Genomic DNA, 16,646 nt, shown 5'->3' with positions numbered 1-16,646 from the left:
GTGGTGGGCATGACTTTGTTCCCCACGCAACCGCAACTCCCGCCGCAGCCGATGATCCAACCCCCAGCCGCCGCACCTCAGACCGCTCCGATCCCCGGTGCCGCAGCGCCCCTGGGCCTTGATGATGCCAAACGCGCACGGCTGCTGGCCGATACCATCCGCGCACGTTTCGCCCAGACCTTGGTGGGTCAGGACAATCTGCGCGAGTCGTTGATCGTGACGCTGGTCGCCGGCGGGCATATCCTGATTGAGTCCGTTCCCGGTCTGGCCAAGACCACGGCGGCGCAGACGCTGGCCACTTGTGTATCCGGTTCGTTCAAACGTGTGCAGTGCACCCCTGATCTCATGCCTTCGGATCTGACCGGCACTCAGGTGTTCGATTTCGCCTCGCAGAAATTCACTACGCAGATCGGACCTATCCACGCGAATTTCGTCTTGCTCGATGAGATCAACCGGTCCAACGCAAAAACCCAGTCGGCCATGCTCGAGGCGATGGCTGAGGGTGCCACCACCATCGGCGGGCAGCGAATCGAACTGCCCAAGCCCTTCATGGTCATCGCGACCGAGAACCCCATCGAGGAGGAGGGCACATTCAATCTTCCCGAAGCCCAGATGGACCGTTTCATGATGAAAGCGGTGATGACCTATCCGTCCGCCGACGAGGAGACCCGCATGCTTGCCATGCTCACCCGCAGAGGATCGGACATGATCGGCCCCGACACCATCACGGGAGAGCGCATCACCGTATCCGACGTGGAGTTCCTGCGTAGGGCTGCACGTCGTGTGCACGTGGCCGACGCCATCATGAAGTATGCGGTCGATATTACCGCCACATCCCGCGGCGCGGGATCGCACCCCATCAAGGGATTGTCGACGTTGGTCCGTCTGGGCGCTTCGCCGCGCGCCACCATCGCCCTGACTCGTATCGGACAGGCGAAGGCGCTGCTCTCCGGCCGTGACTATGTGGTGCCGGAGGATATCAAGGCATTCGTCCATGAGGTGCTGCGCCATCGTATCGTGCTCACGTTTGAGGCGTTGGCCGACGGTGTGACCAGCGACCAGATCGTGGATAAGATCGTCGAAACGGTTCCTGTTCCGTGAGTTCGCAAACGATTCGCAGAAAGATCGAGGCCCTCGGCACCCAAATCGCCTTGCCCACCGTGCGCAAGACGTTGGGCGTACTGGAGGGCGAGCACGCGTCCGGACGCCATGGTGGCGCCGGCGATATCATGGATGTGCGTGCCTACGCGCCTGGTGACGAGTCCCGGCTGATCGATTGGAAGACCAGCGCCAGACAGGGACAGCCCATGGTGGTGCAGCGTGAGCGTCTGGCGACTTCACGCGTCTGGCTGCTCATGGATGTAGGCCGTGAGATGACCGGCGTTTGTTCTTCCGGCGAGAGAGCGTATGAGGTGGCTGCAAATGCGTTGCGCATGTTCGCCGCGTTGTCTTTGCGCCGCTCGGACGATGTGTCCATCGTCTTCTCCGATGAGGCGAGCATCACCCGCATTCCCTTCAATGGCGGCTTCGCCCAGTTCGAGCGCACCTTGGACAAGGCATTGGAACGTCAGTGGACGCACAGACGCAATATCGACGCCTTGCTGGAATACGCGAGACGCATCAAGGACCGCAACGCACTGATCGTATTGGCCACCGACGAGCATGCTCTGTCAGAGGGGCAGATTGCTGGACTGCGCCGCATCGCCCGGACGCACCCGCTGGTGTTGATCGATGTGGCGACGCTGAACCCGTTCACGCCGCTGTCCAGACATCATGCCGCGCCATTGGACGGTGTGACCGGCCGACGGGTACCGGCGTTCATGCGATCAGCAGTCAGTGCACGTGAGGTCGAGACGCATCGTCACTATATGGCAGCATCACTGGAACAGGAGCTCAATCGTACCGGATCGTTCCTGATTCGCGCCGATTCCAGCGAGGAGATGTTCGACCGCTTCGTGCATCTGGTATCCGTTGCCCTGGCACGTACCACGCGCAATCAGCTTGGCTCGTCGCCGGAACTGCAGCTGGCAGGTGATCGTCGATGATGCCGTCCGCATTGACTCTGGCCGTTGAGCCCGCAGATCTTCATCCTCAGGACGAGCTGTCCCTGACCGGCCCGCTCGTCGCGGTGATTGCCGTCTGCCTTCTGCTGGCACTCGGATTGATCGTCGCCGTGGTGATACTGTCCCGTTCTCCCCGCAAACCCGCCAAGGTGAAACAGCCCCGCGGCGCGCACCGCAATACCAGCGCCAAAGCCCTATGGCATGCACGCATCGACGCGATAGTCGACCAGCACGAGCGCGGTGCGTTGAGCCGTGAGGAGGCCTTGACGCAACTGGCCTTGGTGGCACGAGATTTCGCGACGGACGCCTCCGGAAGGTCGTTGCATTCCAGTACCTTGACCGATCTGACGCTCCTCGACCGCACGTCCGCGAACAGACAGGGCCTGGACACGCTGAGGCAGACCATCGAGGCGTTGTATCCCCCGGAGTTCGCCGATCCCGCGTTCAATATCCATGCACGATCGGTCACGGTGCCGCAGGCCGCCGATTGGGTGGCCAATCTGGTGGAAAGGTGGCGTCCATGATGCTTGCCTGGCATTGGCCCTGGGCCGCATTGGCCGGCATTCTGGTGGCTGTGGCCGTCGTAATGCTCCTCGTCGTGTTCGCCCGCCGCCGCGATACCAATGATGAAGCCGTGTTCTCTTTGGATGAAGACCTCAATACCGAGCATGCCTCTCGCCTGTTCCATCAGTGGCGTGTGGTGAATCGAGTTGCCGTGGTGGCTATGGCCATCGCATTGGCATTGGCCGTTGCGCTGGTGGCGCGCCCCTCCCAAGTGGGAGCCGGCGATGAGCGTGCATCGAGCAGGGACATCGTACTGTGCCTTGATGTATCCGGTTCCACACTGCCGTATGACCGTGAGGTCATCGACACCTACCTGGAGCTGGTCAAGCATTTCGAGGGGGAACGCATCGGGCTGAGCATCTTCAATTCCACGTCCCGTACGGTGTTCCCGCTCACCGACGACTATGATCTGGTCACCAAGCAGCTGACTGCCGCCAGTACGGCGCTCAAAGGCGTGGAGACCCAGGATGATATCGACAAGATGTCCGATGCGGATTACCAGAAAATAGCGGATTGGCTGGAGGGCACACAGAACAGGAAAGACGCCACGTCGCTGATCGGCGATGGCGTGGTTTCCTGCGCCGCCATGCTGCCCGGCTTTGCGTACGGCTCGGCAAACGAGACGAATGCTTCACGCCAGCGCGCAGCATCGATCGTCCTCGCCACCGATAATGTGGTCTCGGGCAAGCCGACATACTCTCTTGACGAGGCGCTCGACTTGACCCGGCAAACCAATATCACGGTGGATGGCCTGTATTCCGGCCCGAAATCAAGTGAGGGCGAGCAAACAACATCGGACATGAAAACAGCCATCGAATCCCATGGCGGCGTGTTCCTGACGCAGTCGAATGGCAGGTCCGTGGAGGAATTGGTCAGGGACATCCAATCACGGCGTGACACCGAATCCGACAGCAAGGCGAAGGCTTCCATGACCGATGCCCCCGGCTGGTGGACGCTGGCTTTGGTGGTGGCTGTGATCATTGTTCTGGCATGCGCATGGAGGTTGAGGCGATGAGCGAATTCACCTTCTCCCCCGCTCTGGCTGGATTGCCGGCGGAGCACTGGCCGTAGTGCTGGCGCTGATGGCCGTGGCTGAAATCATCCAGTTCGTCCGGCGTCGCGCGAACAACGCCACCGACGAAACCGTATGGGCGTGCATACGTCGCGCTGCGATGCTGCTGATTGCCGCAGTCATGGTATTGACCCCAAGCGTGGTGGCTCCCACCACATCACGCGCCATCAATGCCACTGATGTGATCGTGGCGGTGGACACCACCGGCTCCATGGCGGTGGAGGATGCCCACTATGGTTCCGATGAGACGATATCGCGCATCGCCGCAGCGCGCAAAGCCGTGCACGATATCACGGCCAGTTATGGCGACGCCAGTTTCGCGGCGCTGCACTTTGGCGCGTCCGGAACGCTGGATGTGCCGTTGACTCCAGACGCTCCCGCCATCGACAATTGGGCCGATACCTTGGCCGTCGAATCCACGTCCGTATCATCCGGGTCCAATTTGGATGCCCCAATCAACCAGCTGTTGGTCACCGCCAAGTCGATTCGTGACGCGCACCCCGATGATGCCATCGTGCTCTATCTCATCACTGACGGCGAACAGACCTCAAGCGCCGCACGGCGCAGCTTCTCTGCACTGAGACAATACGTGGACGATGGTTTCACGGTCGGCGTAGGTTCCGCTGAAGGCGGCAGGATTCCCGTGATAGCCGATGGGGTGAGCGCCGGCGATTCCTCCACCACCGATCAGTGGGTCACCGATCCGGACACCGGTCAGCCCGGCATCTCGAAATTGGATGAGCAGAACCTGAAGGACATCGCTGACGAAATCAGCGGCACATACCTTGCCACGAATGCAACGTCCACACTGCATGGACAGGTCTCCGGCAAGGCTTCAAGCCAATGGCGTGTGACGACGACGGCAAAGGAACGCACGCGGACCGTTGCGATGGTCTGGCCGCTCGCCATCGCGATGGTGCTTCTGCTGGCCTGGGAGCTCGGCGCATGGATCACGGTTTCAAGGAGGCTGCTATGAGTGCATCAGATAACGCAGGCACGCGCCACGCCCGCGCACCGTTGGGTATGCGTATCGCATTGATCGTCGTCATCGCGCTGCTGACGGCCGTGGCAGGAGTCGCCGCAGTGAACCTTTCGGCCGCTATCACCTTCAATCAGGCCACCGCATCTCTGAACGCCAACATCAAAGCCGCTCAGGATGAGTCGACCGACGTGAGCACGCTGCATGCGCAGCAGGAGCAGACCGATGCGCAATTCGCGGAAGCCGGTCAGATGCGCGGGGTGCTGTTGCCGCAGATCAGGGATGCCATCGACGCGAACGCTTCCATTTCCTCCCAGCTAACGACGATCACCTTGAAGAAAGCCAAGGCACAGACTGAAGGTGATACGTCTCAGTCCGCTGAGCCGCAACAGGCGGATGAATCCTCGTCCTCGAATGCGAAGCGGGGCGGAGCATTGACCGAGGAGCAGAAGAAGCAGGTCGAGGAGCTGATGAAGGCGAACCAGCAGTCCACCGACACCAAAACCAACACCAAGACCGAACAGAATACCAATCAGAACAAGGGCAATACCACGAAACCATGGTGATGCCCGGTCGGCAGTGTCGATGACGTCGCGGAATCGTTAAGACTAGCTATCGGGCTGTCTATAATCGGCAAGTCACATCGGCCAGATGCATCAGGCAGAGATTATCAGGGCCCGTTTATCCTCATTTGTTGTGGATAAACGGGCTCGAATCATTATGACGCTCTTGTCTACGGGGGTCTACAGGGTTTATTCACATTTGTCGTGGATAAACCCACCCATTTTCCGTAAGCTGGAACCACATAGGTCGGTTCGGCTGGACGCGTCACACCATTGTCCCTTTAGCTGGATTCATGAACGCATTCAGCACCAATCCAACATTCACGAACGCGCAGCACAATCCGGCGGCCATCGACCCCATCGGTGGATTCGCCGGCAATACGGTGACACCGTTCAGCTATGGCACCTGCCCATGCCATACAGCGGTGGAGCGCAGCCGAAACCTCATCGGCATCCAACGCTCCGCCACGCTTGCCGTCAACGAACGCTTCGCCACGGCAAGCGCCAAGGCAAATAACATCATATGGACAGGCAATGCAGCGGAACTGTTCCGCGCAAGATTGGATCGGATCCGGCAGGCGTCTGCCGCGTTGGAATCCGACATGGACGCCACCGAACGATTGGCGAGGGGATGACCATGTCGGAATCCACATATTATTGGCAGGTCGAAGCCTCCGTCCACGGCGGTCGCGGATATGCTCCCGCCACCCTTGAGGAATACACGGCAATCGCCAAAGCGCTTGACGATGAAGCATCAGGATACGACGCCTTGTCCGCCTCCTGGGGTGATGCCGCATTGCAGCTTCAATCGCATCGAACCAGTGCGCCCATGTGTGCCACGCTAACCGCGGGCGACCCATCGGCGGTAACCCCCGGTCACACCACCTTGTCATACACCACGCTGGGAGCCCGATGCACGGAACATGCGGCAGCCTGTCGAAGACTCAGCATCGAACTGTCCGACACCGCAAGCCTGCTGATTCGCGCCCATTCGCTGTATTCCGAAGCGGAGCTCGCAGTCCGTCGTACCTTCACCGAATTGATACAGGCTGGCACCCAGTGGAAACCCGGCCATGCCCTGATCGGTACTGCGGCGGTGGCCCTGGGCGGGCTGATTTCCGGCTGGGTGATTGAAGGCAAACCGAACGCTTCCTGGATGTCTACTTCCACCTACGGGCTGCAAGAGGGGGTGATGAGCGGCATCGGATCCATGGTCGGAGGTATCGCCATCGGCGAAGGCATGAAGCATACCGACGAGGTGAATGCCGGCGCCGGGAAGATCGCCAATGTCTCCGGTCCGGTGAAGGACATCCTGCAAGGCAATCATCTTGACGTCAAGGAGGTGTATGCCCGCACCGAAGTGGTGCGATCAAGCGGCAGCGTGGGCGATGCGATGGAGAATCTGCGTCGTCTCGCCGAAGAACGGCTAGGCAAAATCAATCTTGACAGCGGTCTCGAATACGGCACTGTGGCCGTTCAACGCTATGAGCGGACTGACGGCACCAATGCCTGGCTCGTCACCATCCCCGGCACCGACGGCAAGGCGGATTCCCCATTCGGATGGGAGCAGAACGTGGAGCTGATGAGTGACGACAGAGAACGTCGTATGCGGGCGGACAGTGTCCGGATGGTCACCGAGGCGATGCAGCAGGCAGGCATCGGCAAGGATGAGCCGGTGGCGCTTATCGGCCACTCGCAAGGCGGCATCGTGGCGGCGACCATCGCCTCCGACTGGGCGGACGACTACAGCATCGAACACGTGGTGACGGCCGGTTCTCCAGTCGCCAATCACCCGATTCCCGAGAAGACCTGGGTGACCAGCGTAGAGATCGACGATGAACTGGTGGCAGCCTTGGACGGCGCCTCGAATCCGGACTCCGATCATTGGCTGACCGTACGGGGGCATGTCTCGCCCGCTCCTGCGGCGACACCCGGCACCATCAACGACGACGGTTCGTGCGCACCGGGTACCACACCGATTTACGGACGGAACGCCTATGCCGCCGCCCCAGTGGCGGGAGGCGGCACCGACGGGCGGGAGATCAGCCATTGGATCAAATACCATCAGGCGGCCTACAGCAACGCCACCGATCTGGGCTCCCCCGCCCTGCAACGCCACGAACAGCATTTCCAACAGACCATAGCCGGCGAGCTCAAGGAGACCCGTTACTTCCAAGGCCGCATGGCCAAATCCGATGCCACGCCTTCCCTCGAGCGCCAGCGTATCCCCAGCCCGACGGCGGCTCCGGACACGTCCGGTTCACGGCTGGAAGTACCCTAGAACGCATGAAGCTTACTGATATTTCCCCCGCAATTGCATTGACCCCGCTTGACGGCCGCTATCATGCGGCTACCGCCCCGCTCGTGGAATACCTGAGCGAACCGGCGCTGAACCGCGAGCGCATGCGCGTCGAGGTCGAATGGATGATTCTGCTGGCCAACGGTTTCGAAGACAACGGCAACCAGCCGATTGTGGTTGGCGTCAAGCCGTTCACCGAAGCCGAGAAGGCGTTCCTGCGCGCTATCCCCGAGGATTTCGGTGCCGAGGGCATCAAGCAGCATGCCGCGCACGAGGCCGTGACCCATCATGATGTGAAGGCCGTGGAATACTACATCGACGATCAGATCGATAAGGCCCCGGCCGAGTTGACCAACATCAACGATCGTCTCAAGACCCTCGTGCATTTTGCCTGCACCTCGGAGGACATCAACAACCTGTCCATCGCCCGCTGCGTGAAGAACGCGATGAACAACGTCTGGGAACCGGCGTTCGAGGAGATCATCGATCACCTCGCCGGCAAGGCGGAAGAATACAAGAACAAGGCGCTGCTGTCCCTGACCCATGGTCAACCGGCCACGCCGACCACACTCGGCAAGGAGCTCGCCGTCTACGTCTACCGACTGAACCGTCAGCTCAAGCACATCAAGGGCCAGGAGTATCTGGGCAAGATCAACGGCGCGACCGGCACGTTCGGCGCACATCTTGCAGCCTGCCCGGACGTGGATTGGATTGCGGTCTCCCGTGAATTCGTGACCAACCGCATGGGTCTGACCTGGAACCCGCTGACCACGCAGATCGAATCCCATGACTGGCAGGCCGAGCTCTATTCCACCGTCTCCCACGCGAACCGCATCATGCACAACCTGTGCGTGGACGTGTGGATGTACATCTCCCGTGGCGTGTTCGCTCAGGTGCCGGTCAAGGGCGCCACCGGCTCCTCCACGATGCCGCACAAGGTCAACCCGATTCGCTTCGAGAACGCCGAGGCGAACTTCGAGCTGTCCTGCTCGCTACTCGACACCCTCTCCGCCACGCTGGTGGAGTCGCGGTGGCAGCGAGATCTGACCGATTCGACGACCCAGCGCAACATCGGTTCGGCGCTCGGCTATTCGCTGCTCGCCCTGCACAACCTGATGGGCGGTCTGAAGTCCATCCACCCGCATGATGCAGTGATCGAGCGCGAGCTGGACGAGAACTGGGAGGTGCTCGGCGAGCCCATCCAGACCGCCATGCGCGCCTGCGAGCTGCGCGGTCTGCCCGGCATGGACAAGCCGTACGAGAAGGTCAAGGAGCTGATGCGAGGCCACACCATCGACAAGGAGCAGGTCGAGCAGTTCATCGATCAGCAGTCCTTCGATCCCGAGACCGCCGCCCGTCTGAAGGCCCTGACCCCGGCCACCTATACCGGCGTGGCTTCGGAACTCGTGGCATTCGACCGCTGAGGCAGGACGTACGCATCACCATGATGGAGCAAGGCGCGTGCGCGATGGCGTGCGCGCCTTGTCGTATGACCTGTTGTATGACGAAGCTGACGACAAGGAACGGCAAGAGGAGTTCAGGTGGCAAGTCCGATCATTGACGACGTGGCGCCGAAACGCACACACGATTTCGGCGATCTGGCCAGAAGCGCATTATCATTGCTGGCCGCGGCAATCGTCATGGTGTTCGCAGTGTTCATGGGCGGTATGACCCGTGGAGTGGAGTCCGATGCGCATACCGCCGCACAGGCCATCAATTGGCTGGCCAACTACCCTTCCACAGTGCTGACGCAGTTGATGACCATCATCATTGTGGTCACCGTGCTGGGGCAGCTACTGCTCTCCCGCGAATGGCCACAAGCCGCGATCTCAGCCATTGCCATGTTCGCCGGATACGGCACGGCATGGGGTGTTTCCACGCTGGTCAGCGGCATCAATGACCACACTCTGGCGATGGCATTGCTTTCGGCCGCCACCTCCTTCGGCTCCGGCCTGCTGCCGGATATCTATGCCGGCATGGCGGCGTTTCTGACGGCCGCAGGCCCTCGTCGAACCCGCTCCACGGTGAAATGGGGATGGAATATCCTCTACATCACCGCGGCGGTGATGGTCGTGCTCTCCTGGCATTCGGTCACCGGCACGCTGGTGTCCATGACGGCCGGGCGCACGGTGGGCATGCTCATCCGTTTCATCGTGGGCACGCAGAACAAAGGCGTCTGGGGCGAGGCGCTCGTCACGGCGCTCAACGGCATCGGATTGGAGACCGCCTCCCTGATCAGGCATCAGGACCCCGTGGACGGAAGGAAGGGATCCCTGGACGCCACCCTAGAGGATGACCTGACCACCGGCTCGCGCCTGTATGACTTGCATACCACCGATGGGCGCGCCTTCATCGTATCCGTGCTGGATGCGCAGACCCATACAGCGGGATATTTCAAACAACTGTGGGATTGGGTGCGATTCACCAGCGTGTCCATACGCCGTGACCGTTCCGTGCGCGATGCCGTGCAGCATCATCTGTCCATGCTGCTCGGACTGCACAATATCAAGCTTCCCGCACCGGCCCCCTATGGCATCGCCGACACGGACGAATCAGCCATTCTGGTACTGGATGCGAACACGATCGCCATGCCCGCCAATCTCAAGACGTTGACCAAGGCCGATGCAGTGGCGTATATGCGCTACCTGTCCGTGGCCAATCGCCGAGGCTATACGCACCGGCGCATCATCCCTTCCACGCTGGCAAGGCTCGAAGACGGCACGGCGGTGATCGCCGGATGGGGTGACGGGGACAACGCCTCCAGCGCCGCCAACACCGCTCTCGATAAGGTGCAGTTGCTGACGCTCCTTGCCTTGTTGATCGGCGTGGAGCCAGCGGTAGATGCGGCACGCGAGGCATGGGGCGATCTGACGCTCGCCTCCATTGCGCCATTCATCCAGAAAATGGCCATTCCTTCCACCACCAGGTCCTTGGACAGCTGGAACAAGCAACTGCTCAAATCGTTACGAGGCAAGCTCGCCGATCTGAACGACGACGACAACGGAGAAGCCGGCGAACCGGTGACGCTCGCCCGTTTCTCCTGGCGCTCGATGATCACGATGCTGCTGGTCATTGTCGCCGTGGCGGTGGTGTTCACCCAGCTCAAGCCTGAAGAGATCATCGACGCCCTGACCAACGCGAATCCGCTGATGGCCGTAATCACACTTATCTTCGGCGTGTGTGGCTGGATCGGCTCTTCGATATCATTGGGTTCGCTGATGGACCGCAGCAAACGCAACAACACGGGTGTGTTCATGAGCCAGGTGGCCGGCGGCTTCGCCACGGTATCCATGCCCGCCGGTGTGGGACCGTCTTTCGTCAACCTTCAGTTCCTACGCAAATCCGGATACCGCAGCACCGCCGCCACGGCGATCATGAGCGCCGCGCTGGTGGTGTATTACGGGGTGTATTTCCTCATGCTCGTGATCATCGGCATGTTCACCGGACGCAATATGCTCTCGGGCGCCATCCCCACCAACACTCTGGTGATCGTACTGGGCATCGTGGTGGTGGTGCTGTCTGTGGCGATGATGATTCCACCCGTACGCCATCTGGTGACCAAACAGTTGGTACCACTTGCGAAAACCTATCTCAACCAGCTGCTTGATATCCTGTCACAGCCCCGCCAACTCGCCATCAGCTGCACTGGCGCGCTGTTCCAGAACATCACCACCGGATTGGCGTTCTGGTCCGCGCTTCACGCATTCGGCTATTCGTCGAATCCGGTGGAAACCACATTCGTGTTCATGCTCGCCTATGCGTTGGGTTCGGCGGTGCCTACTCCCGGTGGCCTTGGCGGTGTGGAGGCCGCGCTGACCTTCGCTTTCGTGGCTGTAGGCGTGCCACAGGCAGTGGCGCTCTCCGCGACGCTGCTTCATCGCGTGGTCTTCTACTGGATTCGCATTCCGCTGGGTGCGGCTGCCATGAAATGGCTCGATCACCGCAATCTGGTGTGACGACAAGCGGCGGCGACACACCTTGCGCCGAGGGTTCTCCGACAGTCATGCCGGTCCGCATCATCACTGCGGTTTGGTATGGCTGTCCCCTATCGTGGTCAAACTGCCATCTTTTGGTCGATTCACGCGAAAAACCCGAAAAAAGATGTGAAAACCCTTATAAATAGCGGGTTTCGGCAGGTGCATGCGCTATTATCATGGATGAACCACGGGCAGACAACCGCGCCTGCCCACTGACCCAAGAAGGATGCTTTATGGCATACAACAAGTCTGATCTCGTCTCGAAGATTGCTCAGAAGTCCAACCTGACCAAGGCCCAGGCCGAGGCTGCTGTCAATGCTTTCCAGGACGTGTTCGTCGACGCTATGAAGTCCGGCGAAGGCCTGAAGCTCACTGGCCTCTTCTCCGCTGTGCGTGTCAAGCGCGCCGCTCGTACCGGCCGCAACCCGCGCACCGGCGAAACCATCAACATTCCGGCTTCCTACGGCGTGCGCATCTCCGCCGGCTCCCTGCTGAAGAAGGCCGTCACCGAGTGAATTGACGCTCAACATTGAGCGACTGACTGCCGAATCGAGCAACGCCAAGGGGCCCCGACCATGACGGTCGGGGCCCCTTGGCGTATTACTATCTACCGGACTAGTATGCCTCGCCGTAAGTTCGTTGATTAATTCATTACCCCTCAGTCCCGCTTCGCGGGTCAGCTCCCCTGACAAGGGGAGCATCCAATGTATTCAACGAATTAACGACGCAGGATACTAGCGGTCCAGCGCCTCCATAAGACGCGTGAAGTCCGAGGTTCCAGCGGCATCAAACGGATCGAGGAGCACGGCTTCCCGGCGCTCGGGGGCGGTCAGGGCCAAATGCGTCCAGTCGGCGGAGAATTGGGCACCAGAGGCGAGGGCGGCGGTCACGAACCGGCCGCGCAGGGCGGCTCGGGTGTCGGACGGCGGATTGTGCACAGCCTGTTCCACATCATCGTCGGCTATGAGTCCGCGTATCTGACCCCGCGAAGATAGCGAACCATACAGCCGTCCATTGGCGATGTCGTGGTAATCGAGTTCCAACTGCTCCAACTGCGCGAATGTCGCGTCCGGGCGACGACGGCGAACGGTATCGAGCACACGCTTTTTGGCGGCCCAATCCACACGGTCGGCGAGCGCGGTGTAATCCCCTGATTCCAGAGCACGAAGCGCCCGGTCCCACTCCTGCAGCACCACAGTCACCGGCACATCGGGAGAATCACCGGACATCGAATCCGAGATCACGGAGCCGGAGTAAGACCTGTTCGCCAATGAGGCACCCATCGTCTCACGATGGTCGGAGACGAATGATGCCACCGCCCGGTAGTACCGGCGTTGCAATCCGAGTGCAGTGATCGTTGCGCCCGAAACGAGCGACAATTCAGCATCCGGATGTTCAAGGAAGCGGCTGACCATGCGATTGGCCGCGGCGGGATCGGCGAAATCGTACTCCTCGAAACCGCAGGGCACGCCGCGCCGGGCTGCGTCCTCAATAACGCACAGCACGAGGTGCGTCACGGCGAGTTTCATCCATGTGGCCCATTGCGAACGGTTCGAGTCGCCGATGATCACATGCAGACGACGGAACGAGTCGGGGTCGGCGTGCGGTTCGTCGCGCGTATTGACCATCGGGCGCGAGCGCGTGGTGGCCGAGGATACGGCCTCGTCGAGGAAATCGGCGCGCTGGGTGATCTGGAAGCCGTCCGGGGTCATGCGCCCGGCACCGGTGTAGAGCTGCCGGGTGATGAGGAACGGCAGCAGCTGATGCTCGATAGTCTCCAATGGGACAAACCGGCGGACCAGGTAATTCTCATGGCATCCGAAGGCGTGCCCTGCGGAATCCACGTTGTTCTTGAACACGTGAATGGTGGCGTGTTCGCCGTACGATTCGCGCAGTTTCGTCTGCGCCTTCAAGGCGAGGTTCCGCATCACCCGTTCGCCGGCAAGATCCTGAGCCAATGCCTCGCGCGGGTCACGGGCCTCGGCGGTGGCGTATTCGGGATGCGAGCCGACGTCGAGATACAGACGGGAGCCGTTGGACAGGTAGGTGTTGGTGGAACGAGAGCGCGAGACGATGGGCTGGAACATGGTCATCGCCACCTGCCCGGCATCCACCGGCCGGTCGGCGCCGGTGACCGCCACGCCGTATTCGGTCTCGATACCGAAAATACGGCAGAACCCGTCCATCTCGGCGGATGGCACGGGTTCTGTGGCGTGCAGGGAGCGGGTGCCGCTGTCACGCAGTTGGGGCATCACTCGCCGCCTTTTTGCACGAAGCTGTTCACGTATTCTTCGGCGTTCGTTTCCAGCGTGGACTCGATATCGTCGAGGATGCTGTCGAGCACGTCGCCCTGGTCTTGTGCCTGTCCCTGTTCCTGATCAGCGGATTGGGTGACGATCTGGTCGTCTTCCTCGTGCTGGTCGGCGGATTGGGACTGTGGCTGTTGGAATTGCTGCGGCATATGTGACGCTTTCTTGTAATGATTGATGTGGACGCCTCCTCATTGTGGAGGAAGCGGAATGGAACTATTTCAGATACGGTTTAAGATCGCGGACGATAAGGCCGTTGGTGGCCACTACGTCGTTGTCATGACGCCAATGGATGCGGTCGCCATCCCAACGGCTGAGCGTGCCCTGAGCCTCCCAGACCACCACCGTTCCCGCGGCGATGGCGGCAATGTCCCAGACATGAAGCATCGGCTCGAAATAAGCGTCGTATGTACCGTCCGCGACCTTGCACAGGTCCAAAGAGGCCGGTCCGACACGCTTGATGTCCGCAGGGCGGCCTGCCAGCGCGGATGCCACATCCAGGGCTCTCTTGGACTCCTCGGGAATGATCGACATGCCGTAGCTCAGCACGGAACCATCCAGCGAGGAGGTCATCGAGGGAACCACCTTGTCGCGTTTCTCACCGACTGCGGTCTTATGGATGCGCACGGCACCGGCACCACGTGCAGCCAGATAGGTCAATCCCAAAGCCGGCGCATGCACCACACCGAGAATGGGCTTGGGCTCGCGATTCTCGTCGAATTCGAATAATGCTGCGGTGAGCGTCCATTCGCTCATACGGCGCACATAGTTGATCACACCATCGATCTTGCCGATATACCAGTATTTCTGACCGGGGCGGCTTTCAGATGGACGGGTGGTCCAGAAACCGTCGAAATGGGCTATATCAGCCAAACGTGTGCTCATGAAGCGCAGAATCTTGCTGTCGGTCTCCAATTTGAACAGGGGGCCTCGCCGCTCCTGCTCATCCGTGGAGGGTTGTGCGAGATTTCTGGGATTGATCTGGTCATGGAGGGCATGCTTGCCGGCTTCTTCAAGCAGTCCGGCTACTTTCAGCGCGAGATTGCGCAGATCCTGAGGGGTCTGTGTTTGTGTGTCATCCATAGCAGACAAGTCTATCCTTCTTTGCCGATGGCCAAAGCCTTGAGCAGGTCAATGGCGTGTTTCGATTCCCGCAGCCTCTGTTCGCAACGGCTCTTGGTGAAGGCGAGCGGATCTGAAATATCCAAGGAGAACAGGCGGGCCGGATCGGTGGTGGTCCGGCTGGCGTTGCCGTAGAATTCAGCCGAATCATCGCCGTCCATGAATCGCGGATCACGCACGGTCAGCCGTGACCAGCTCACTGCGGCCACCTCCTCGCCGAATGTCCTGACCAACTCGCCGCGCAACCAGGCACGGGTATCGGTAGGAGGCTCGTCGGCGGCCCGCGCAATGTCCTCGTTGCGTTCCACACGTTCGGTCCGGGGGTCGAGTTTGGCGAATACGCTGGTCCGGGGATCAAGCGCAGCCCAAGCCAAGTCGATGACCTTGATGCGGGAGTCCTGCCAAGCCAATCGCGTATCCTGCGTGGCCCCGGCGTTGCTTCCACCGGCGATTTTCCTGCGCACCTTCTCCAGCAATTGCCACTTGAGCAGCCATTCGACCCGGCCTGCCTCGGCGGCAAGCCCAAGCCGTGCATCATCATCGGCGTGACGGATCGCAGCCACGTCGGCAAGCGCCTGCCCCCACATGGCCATCACCGACACGGTCGGCTTATCAGGCCAAGCCGGTTCGCCTTTGGTGTCGGTGCCGTCCAGCAGCGCAGCCACCTGGTACACGGCTTGGCGGAGTTTCAGCTGAATCAGCCACGCGGTGGCCTGTCCTCCATTGGCCAGCGGCAATTCGGCAGCCAGGGAAAGGTCATGCGACACCACATGCATGGCTTCGACGGGATCGGCGAGATCCAACCCATTCAGGAATTCATTCATGTCGAATCCCGCCTCGTCGGCATGCTCGAGCAGCCACAACAGCATGCTGGTGGTGCCGAGCTTCAACACTTGCGGGACCTGCATGCGGTTGGCGTCGCCCACGATCACGTGCAGCCGGCGACACGATTCGGTGGAGTGGGATTCGTCCCGCGTATTGATGATCGGGCGTTCGAAGGTGGTCTGCAGACCGATTCTCGCATGAATATAGTCGGCACGCTGGCTGAGCTGGAATCCGGCCTGTTCACTGTGTTCGCCGATGCCGACCCGTCCGGAGCCGGCATAGATCTGGCGTGTCACGAAGTGCAAGGTCATCAGCCGAGCCACCTGATTGAACGGCACGCTGCGTTGCATCATGTAGTTCTCGTGCGTGCCCCAGCAGGAGCCTTTGCCGTCCACGTTGTTGCGATGCAGCACAATCGGCGTGCCGGTCTGCCTGGCGGCATGCTCGGCTGCGGCCTGCATGATGAGGTCGCCGGCATGGTCATATCGCACGGCCTCGAACGGGTCGAGGGTTTCGGGAGCGGAATATTCAGGATGGGCATGATCCACATACACGCGACCGCCGTTGGGGGCAATCACGTTGGTGATGTTGAGCTGGGGCGCGTCGGTGAGCATCTCCGGCCGTGCCGCGGCGCGTTCAAGCCGGGTGCCGCGCGCGTCATTGACCGGGTCCTCCTGACGATAATCCCAGCGGATGGTGTCGCTGTGGCCGTCCGCCGCCGCGCCCACCACATCGAAGGAAAGTTGTACGGGATTGTATCGGCCGGAACCTTGCAGAGAGACCGCATATTCTGTTTCGGTTCCCATCACTCGTTTGACGGTCATATCCGTTCCTGCTTTCCATTGTTTTCCATACACGTTGTTCGCTGTCGGT

14 protein-coding genes and 1 pseudogene are annotated in these 16,646 nt (G+C 60.7%); 11 read left to right on the top strand and 4 right to left on the bottom strand.

What is annotated here, in order from left to right; genetic code table 11:
- Positions 1-9 precede the first annotated feature (9 nt).
- From BREU_RS06885 to BREU_RS06835, 11 genes and pseudogenes are all read left to right on the top strand, one after another.
- Positions 10-1,101 carry an AAA family ATPase gene (locus BREU_RS06885; RefSeq protein ID WP_044088667.1) on the top strand — a complete coding sequence of 364 codons (1,092 nt, stop codon included), beginning with the start codon at positions 10-12 and terminating at the stop codon, positions 1,099-1,101.
- Positions 1,098-2,045: a DUF58 domain-containing protein gene (locus BREU_RS06880; protein ID WP_044088668.1), complete on the top strand. Its 948-nt coding sequence runs from the start codon at positions 1,098-1,100 to the stop codon at positions 2,043-2,045. Before BREU_RS06885 ends, BREU_RS06880 begins: the two co-directional genes overlap by 4 nt.
- Positions 2,045-2,587: a hypothetical protein gene (locus tag BREU_RS06875; protein WP_414133022.1), complete on the top strand. Its 543-nt coding sequence runs from the start codon at positions 2,045-2,047 to the stop codon at positions 2,585-2,587. Before BREU_RS06880 ends, BREU_RS06875 begins: the two co-directional genes overlap by 1 nt.
- On the top strand, positions 2,584-3,642 hold the full coding sequence (locus BREU_RS06870; RefSeq protein ID WP_044088670.1) for a vWA domain-containing protein: 1,059 nt from the start codon (positions 2,584-2,586) through the stop codon (positions 3,640-3,642). Before BREU_RS06875 ends, BREU_RS06870 begins: the two co-directional genes overlap by 4 nt.
- Positions 3,639-4,675, top strand: a pseudogene (locus tag BREU_RS06865) (vWA domain-containing protein). The gene BREU_RS06870 and the pseudogene BREU_RS06865 overlap by 4 nt, the downstream one beginning before the upstream one ends.
- Positions 4,645-5,244 carry a DUF6466 family protein gene (locus tag BREU_RS06860; RefSeq protein WP_044088672.1) on the top strand — a complete coding sequence of 200 codons (600 nt, stop codon included), beginning with the start codon at positions 4,645-4,647 and terminating at the stop codon, positions 5,242-5,244. Before BREU_RS06865 ends, BREU_RS06860 begins: the two are co-directional and overlap by 31 nt.
- A gap of 290 nt (positions 5,245-5,534) precedes the next feature.
- Positions 5,535-5,876, top strand: a complete 342-nt coding sequence (locus BREU_RS06855; RefSeq protein ID WP_052382066.1) for a hypothetical protein — start codon at positions 5,535-5,537, stop codon at positions 5,874-5,876.
- A 2-nt stretch (positions 5,877-5,878) separates the two neighbouring features.
- On the top strand, positions 5,879-7,522 hold the full coding sequence (locus BREU_RS06850) for a PGAP1-like alpha/beta domain-containing protein (RefSeq protein ID WP_152598566.1): 1,644 nt from the start codon (positions 5,879-5,881) through the stop codon (positions 7,520-7,522).
- A 5-nt stretch (positions 7,523-7,527) separates the two neighbouring features.
- Complete coding sequence (purB, locus tag BREU_RS06845) at positions 7,528-8,964, top strand: adenylosuccinate lyase (RefSeq protein WP_044088673.1); 1,437 nt, start codon at positions 7,528-7,530, stop codon at positions 8,962-8,964.
- Between the two features lie 117 nt (positions 8,965-9,081).
- Positions 9,082-11,496, top strand: a complete 2,415-nt coding sequence (locus BREU_RS06840; protein ID WP_044088674.1) for a lysylphosphatidylglycerol synthase transmembrane domain-containing protein — start codon at positions 9,082-9,084, stop codon at positions 11,494-11,496.
- Between the two features lie 254 nt (positions 11,497-11,750).
- A complete protein-coding gene (locus BREU_RS06835; protein ID WP_044088675.1) occupies positions 11,751-12,032 on the top strand; it encodes an HU family DNA-binding protein in 282 nt (93 codons plus the stop codon).
- Positions 12,033-12,251: 219 nt separating this feature from the next.
- Here the strand turns inward: BREU_RS06835 and pafA are convergent, their stop codons facing one another.
- From pafA to dop, 4 genes are all read right to left on the bottom strand, one after another.
- Positions 12,252-13,769 (bottom strand): Pup--protein ligase, encoded by a 1,518-nt coding sequence (gene pafA, locus BREU_RS06830; protein ID WP_044088676.1) that lies wholly within the window; start codon positions 13,767-13,769, stop codon positions 12,252-12,254.
- On the bottom strand, positions 13,769-13,978 hold the full coding sequence (locus tag BREU_RS06825) for a ubiquitin-like protein Pup (protein WP_044088677.1): 210 nt from the start codon (positions 13,976-13,978) through the stop codon (positions 13,769-13,771). The genes pafA and BREU_RS06825 overlap by 1 nt, the downstream gene beginning before the upstream one ends.
- 64 nt (positions 13,979-14,042) lie before the next feature.
- Positions 14,043-14,909, bottom strand: a complete 867-nt coding sequence (locus BREU_RS06820) for an inositol monophosphatase family protein (protein WP_044088679.1) — start codon at positions 14,907-14,909, stop codon at positions 14,043-14,045.
- Between the two features lie 11 nt (positions 14,910-14,920).
- Positions 14,921-16,597 carry a depupylase/deamidase Dop gene (dop, locus tag BREU_RS06815; RefSeq protein WP_044088680.1) on the bottom strand — a complete coding sequence of 559 codons (1,677 nt, stop codon included), beginning with the start codon at positions 16,595-16,597 and terminating at the stop codon, positions 14,921-14,923.
- Between the last annotated feature and the right edge of the window lie 49 nt (positions 16,598-16,646).

This window comes from Bifidobacterium reuteri DSM 23975 (assembly GCF_000741695.1).
GTDB classification, from domain to species: domain Bacteria; phylum Actinomycetota; class Actinomycetes; order Actinomycetales; family Bifidobacteriaceae; genus Bifidobacterium; species Bifidobacterium reuteri.
This window is presented reverse-complemented; position numbering and strand designations above follow the sequence as displayed.

Coding starts and splice junctions, on each gene's coding strand:
- purB (WP_044088673.1), top strand. CDS start 7,528: ATGAAGCTTACTGATATTTCCCCCGCAATTGCATTGACCCCGCTTGAC.
- BREU_RS06860 (WP_044088672.1), top strand. CDS start 4,645: ATGGATCACGGTTTCAAGGAGGCTGCTATGAGTGCATCAGATAACGCA.
- dop (WP_044088680.1), bottom strand. CDS start 16,597: ATGACCGTCAAACGAGTGATGGGAACCGAAACAGAATATGCGGTCTCT.
- BREU_RS06850 (WP_152598566.1), top strand. CDS start 5,879: ATGTCGGAATCCACATATTATTGGCAGGTCGAAGCCTCCGTCCACGGC.
- BREU_RS06855 (WP_052382066.1), top strand. CDS start 5,535: ATGAACGCATTCAGCACCAATCCAACATTCACGAACGCGCAGCACAAT.
- BREU_RS06885 (WP_044088667.1), top strand. CDS start 10: ATGACTTTGTTCCCCACGCAACCGCAACTCCCGCCGCAGCCGATGATC.
- BREU_RS06870 (WP_044088670.1), top strand. CDS start 2,584: ATGATGCTTGCCTGGCATTGGCCCTGGGCCGCATTGGCCGGCATTCTG.
- BREU_RS06820 (WP_044088679.1), bottom strand. CDS start 14,909: ATGGATGACACACAAACACAGACCCCTCAGGATCTGCGCAATCTCGCG.
- BREU_RS06875 (WP_414133022.1), top strand. CDS start 2,045: ATGCCGTCCGCATTGACTCTGGCCGTTGAGCCCGCAGATCTTCATCCT.
- BREU_RS06835 (WP_044088675.1), top strand. CDS start 11,751: ATGGCATACAACAAGTCTGATCTCGTCTCGAAGATTGCTCAGAAGTCC.
- pafA (WP_044088676.1), bottom strand. CDS start 13,769: ATGCCCCAACTGCGTGACAGCGGCACCCGCTCCCTGCACGCCACAGAA.
- BREU_RS06825 (WP_044088677.1), bottom strand. CDS start 13,978: ATGCCGCAGCAATTCCAACAGCCACAGTCCCAATCCGCCGACCAGCAC.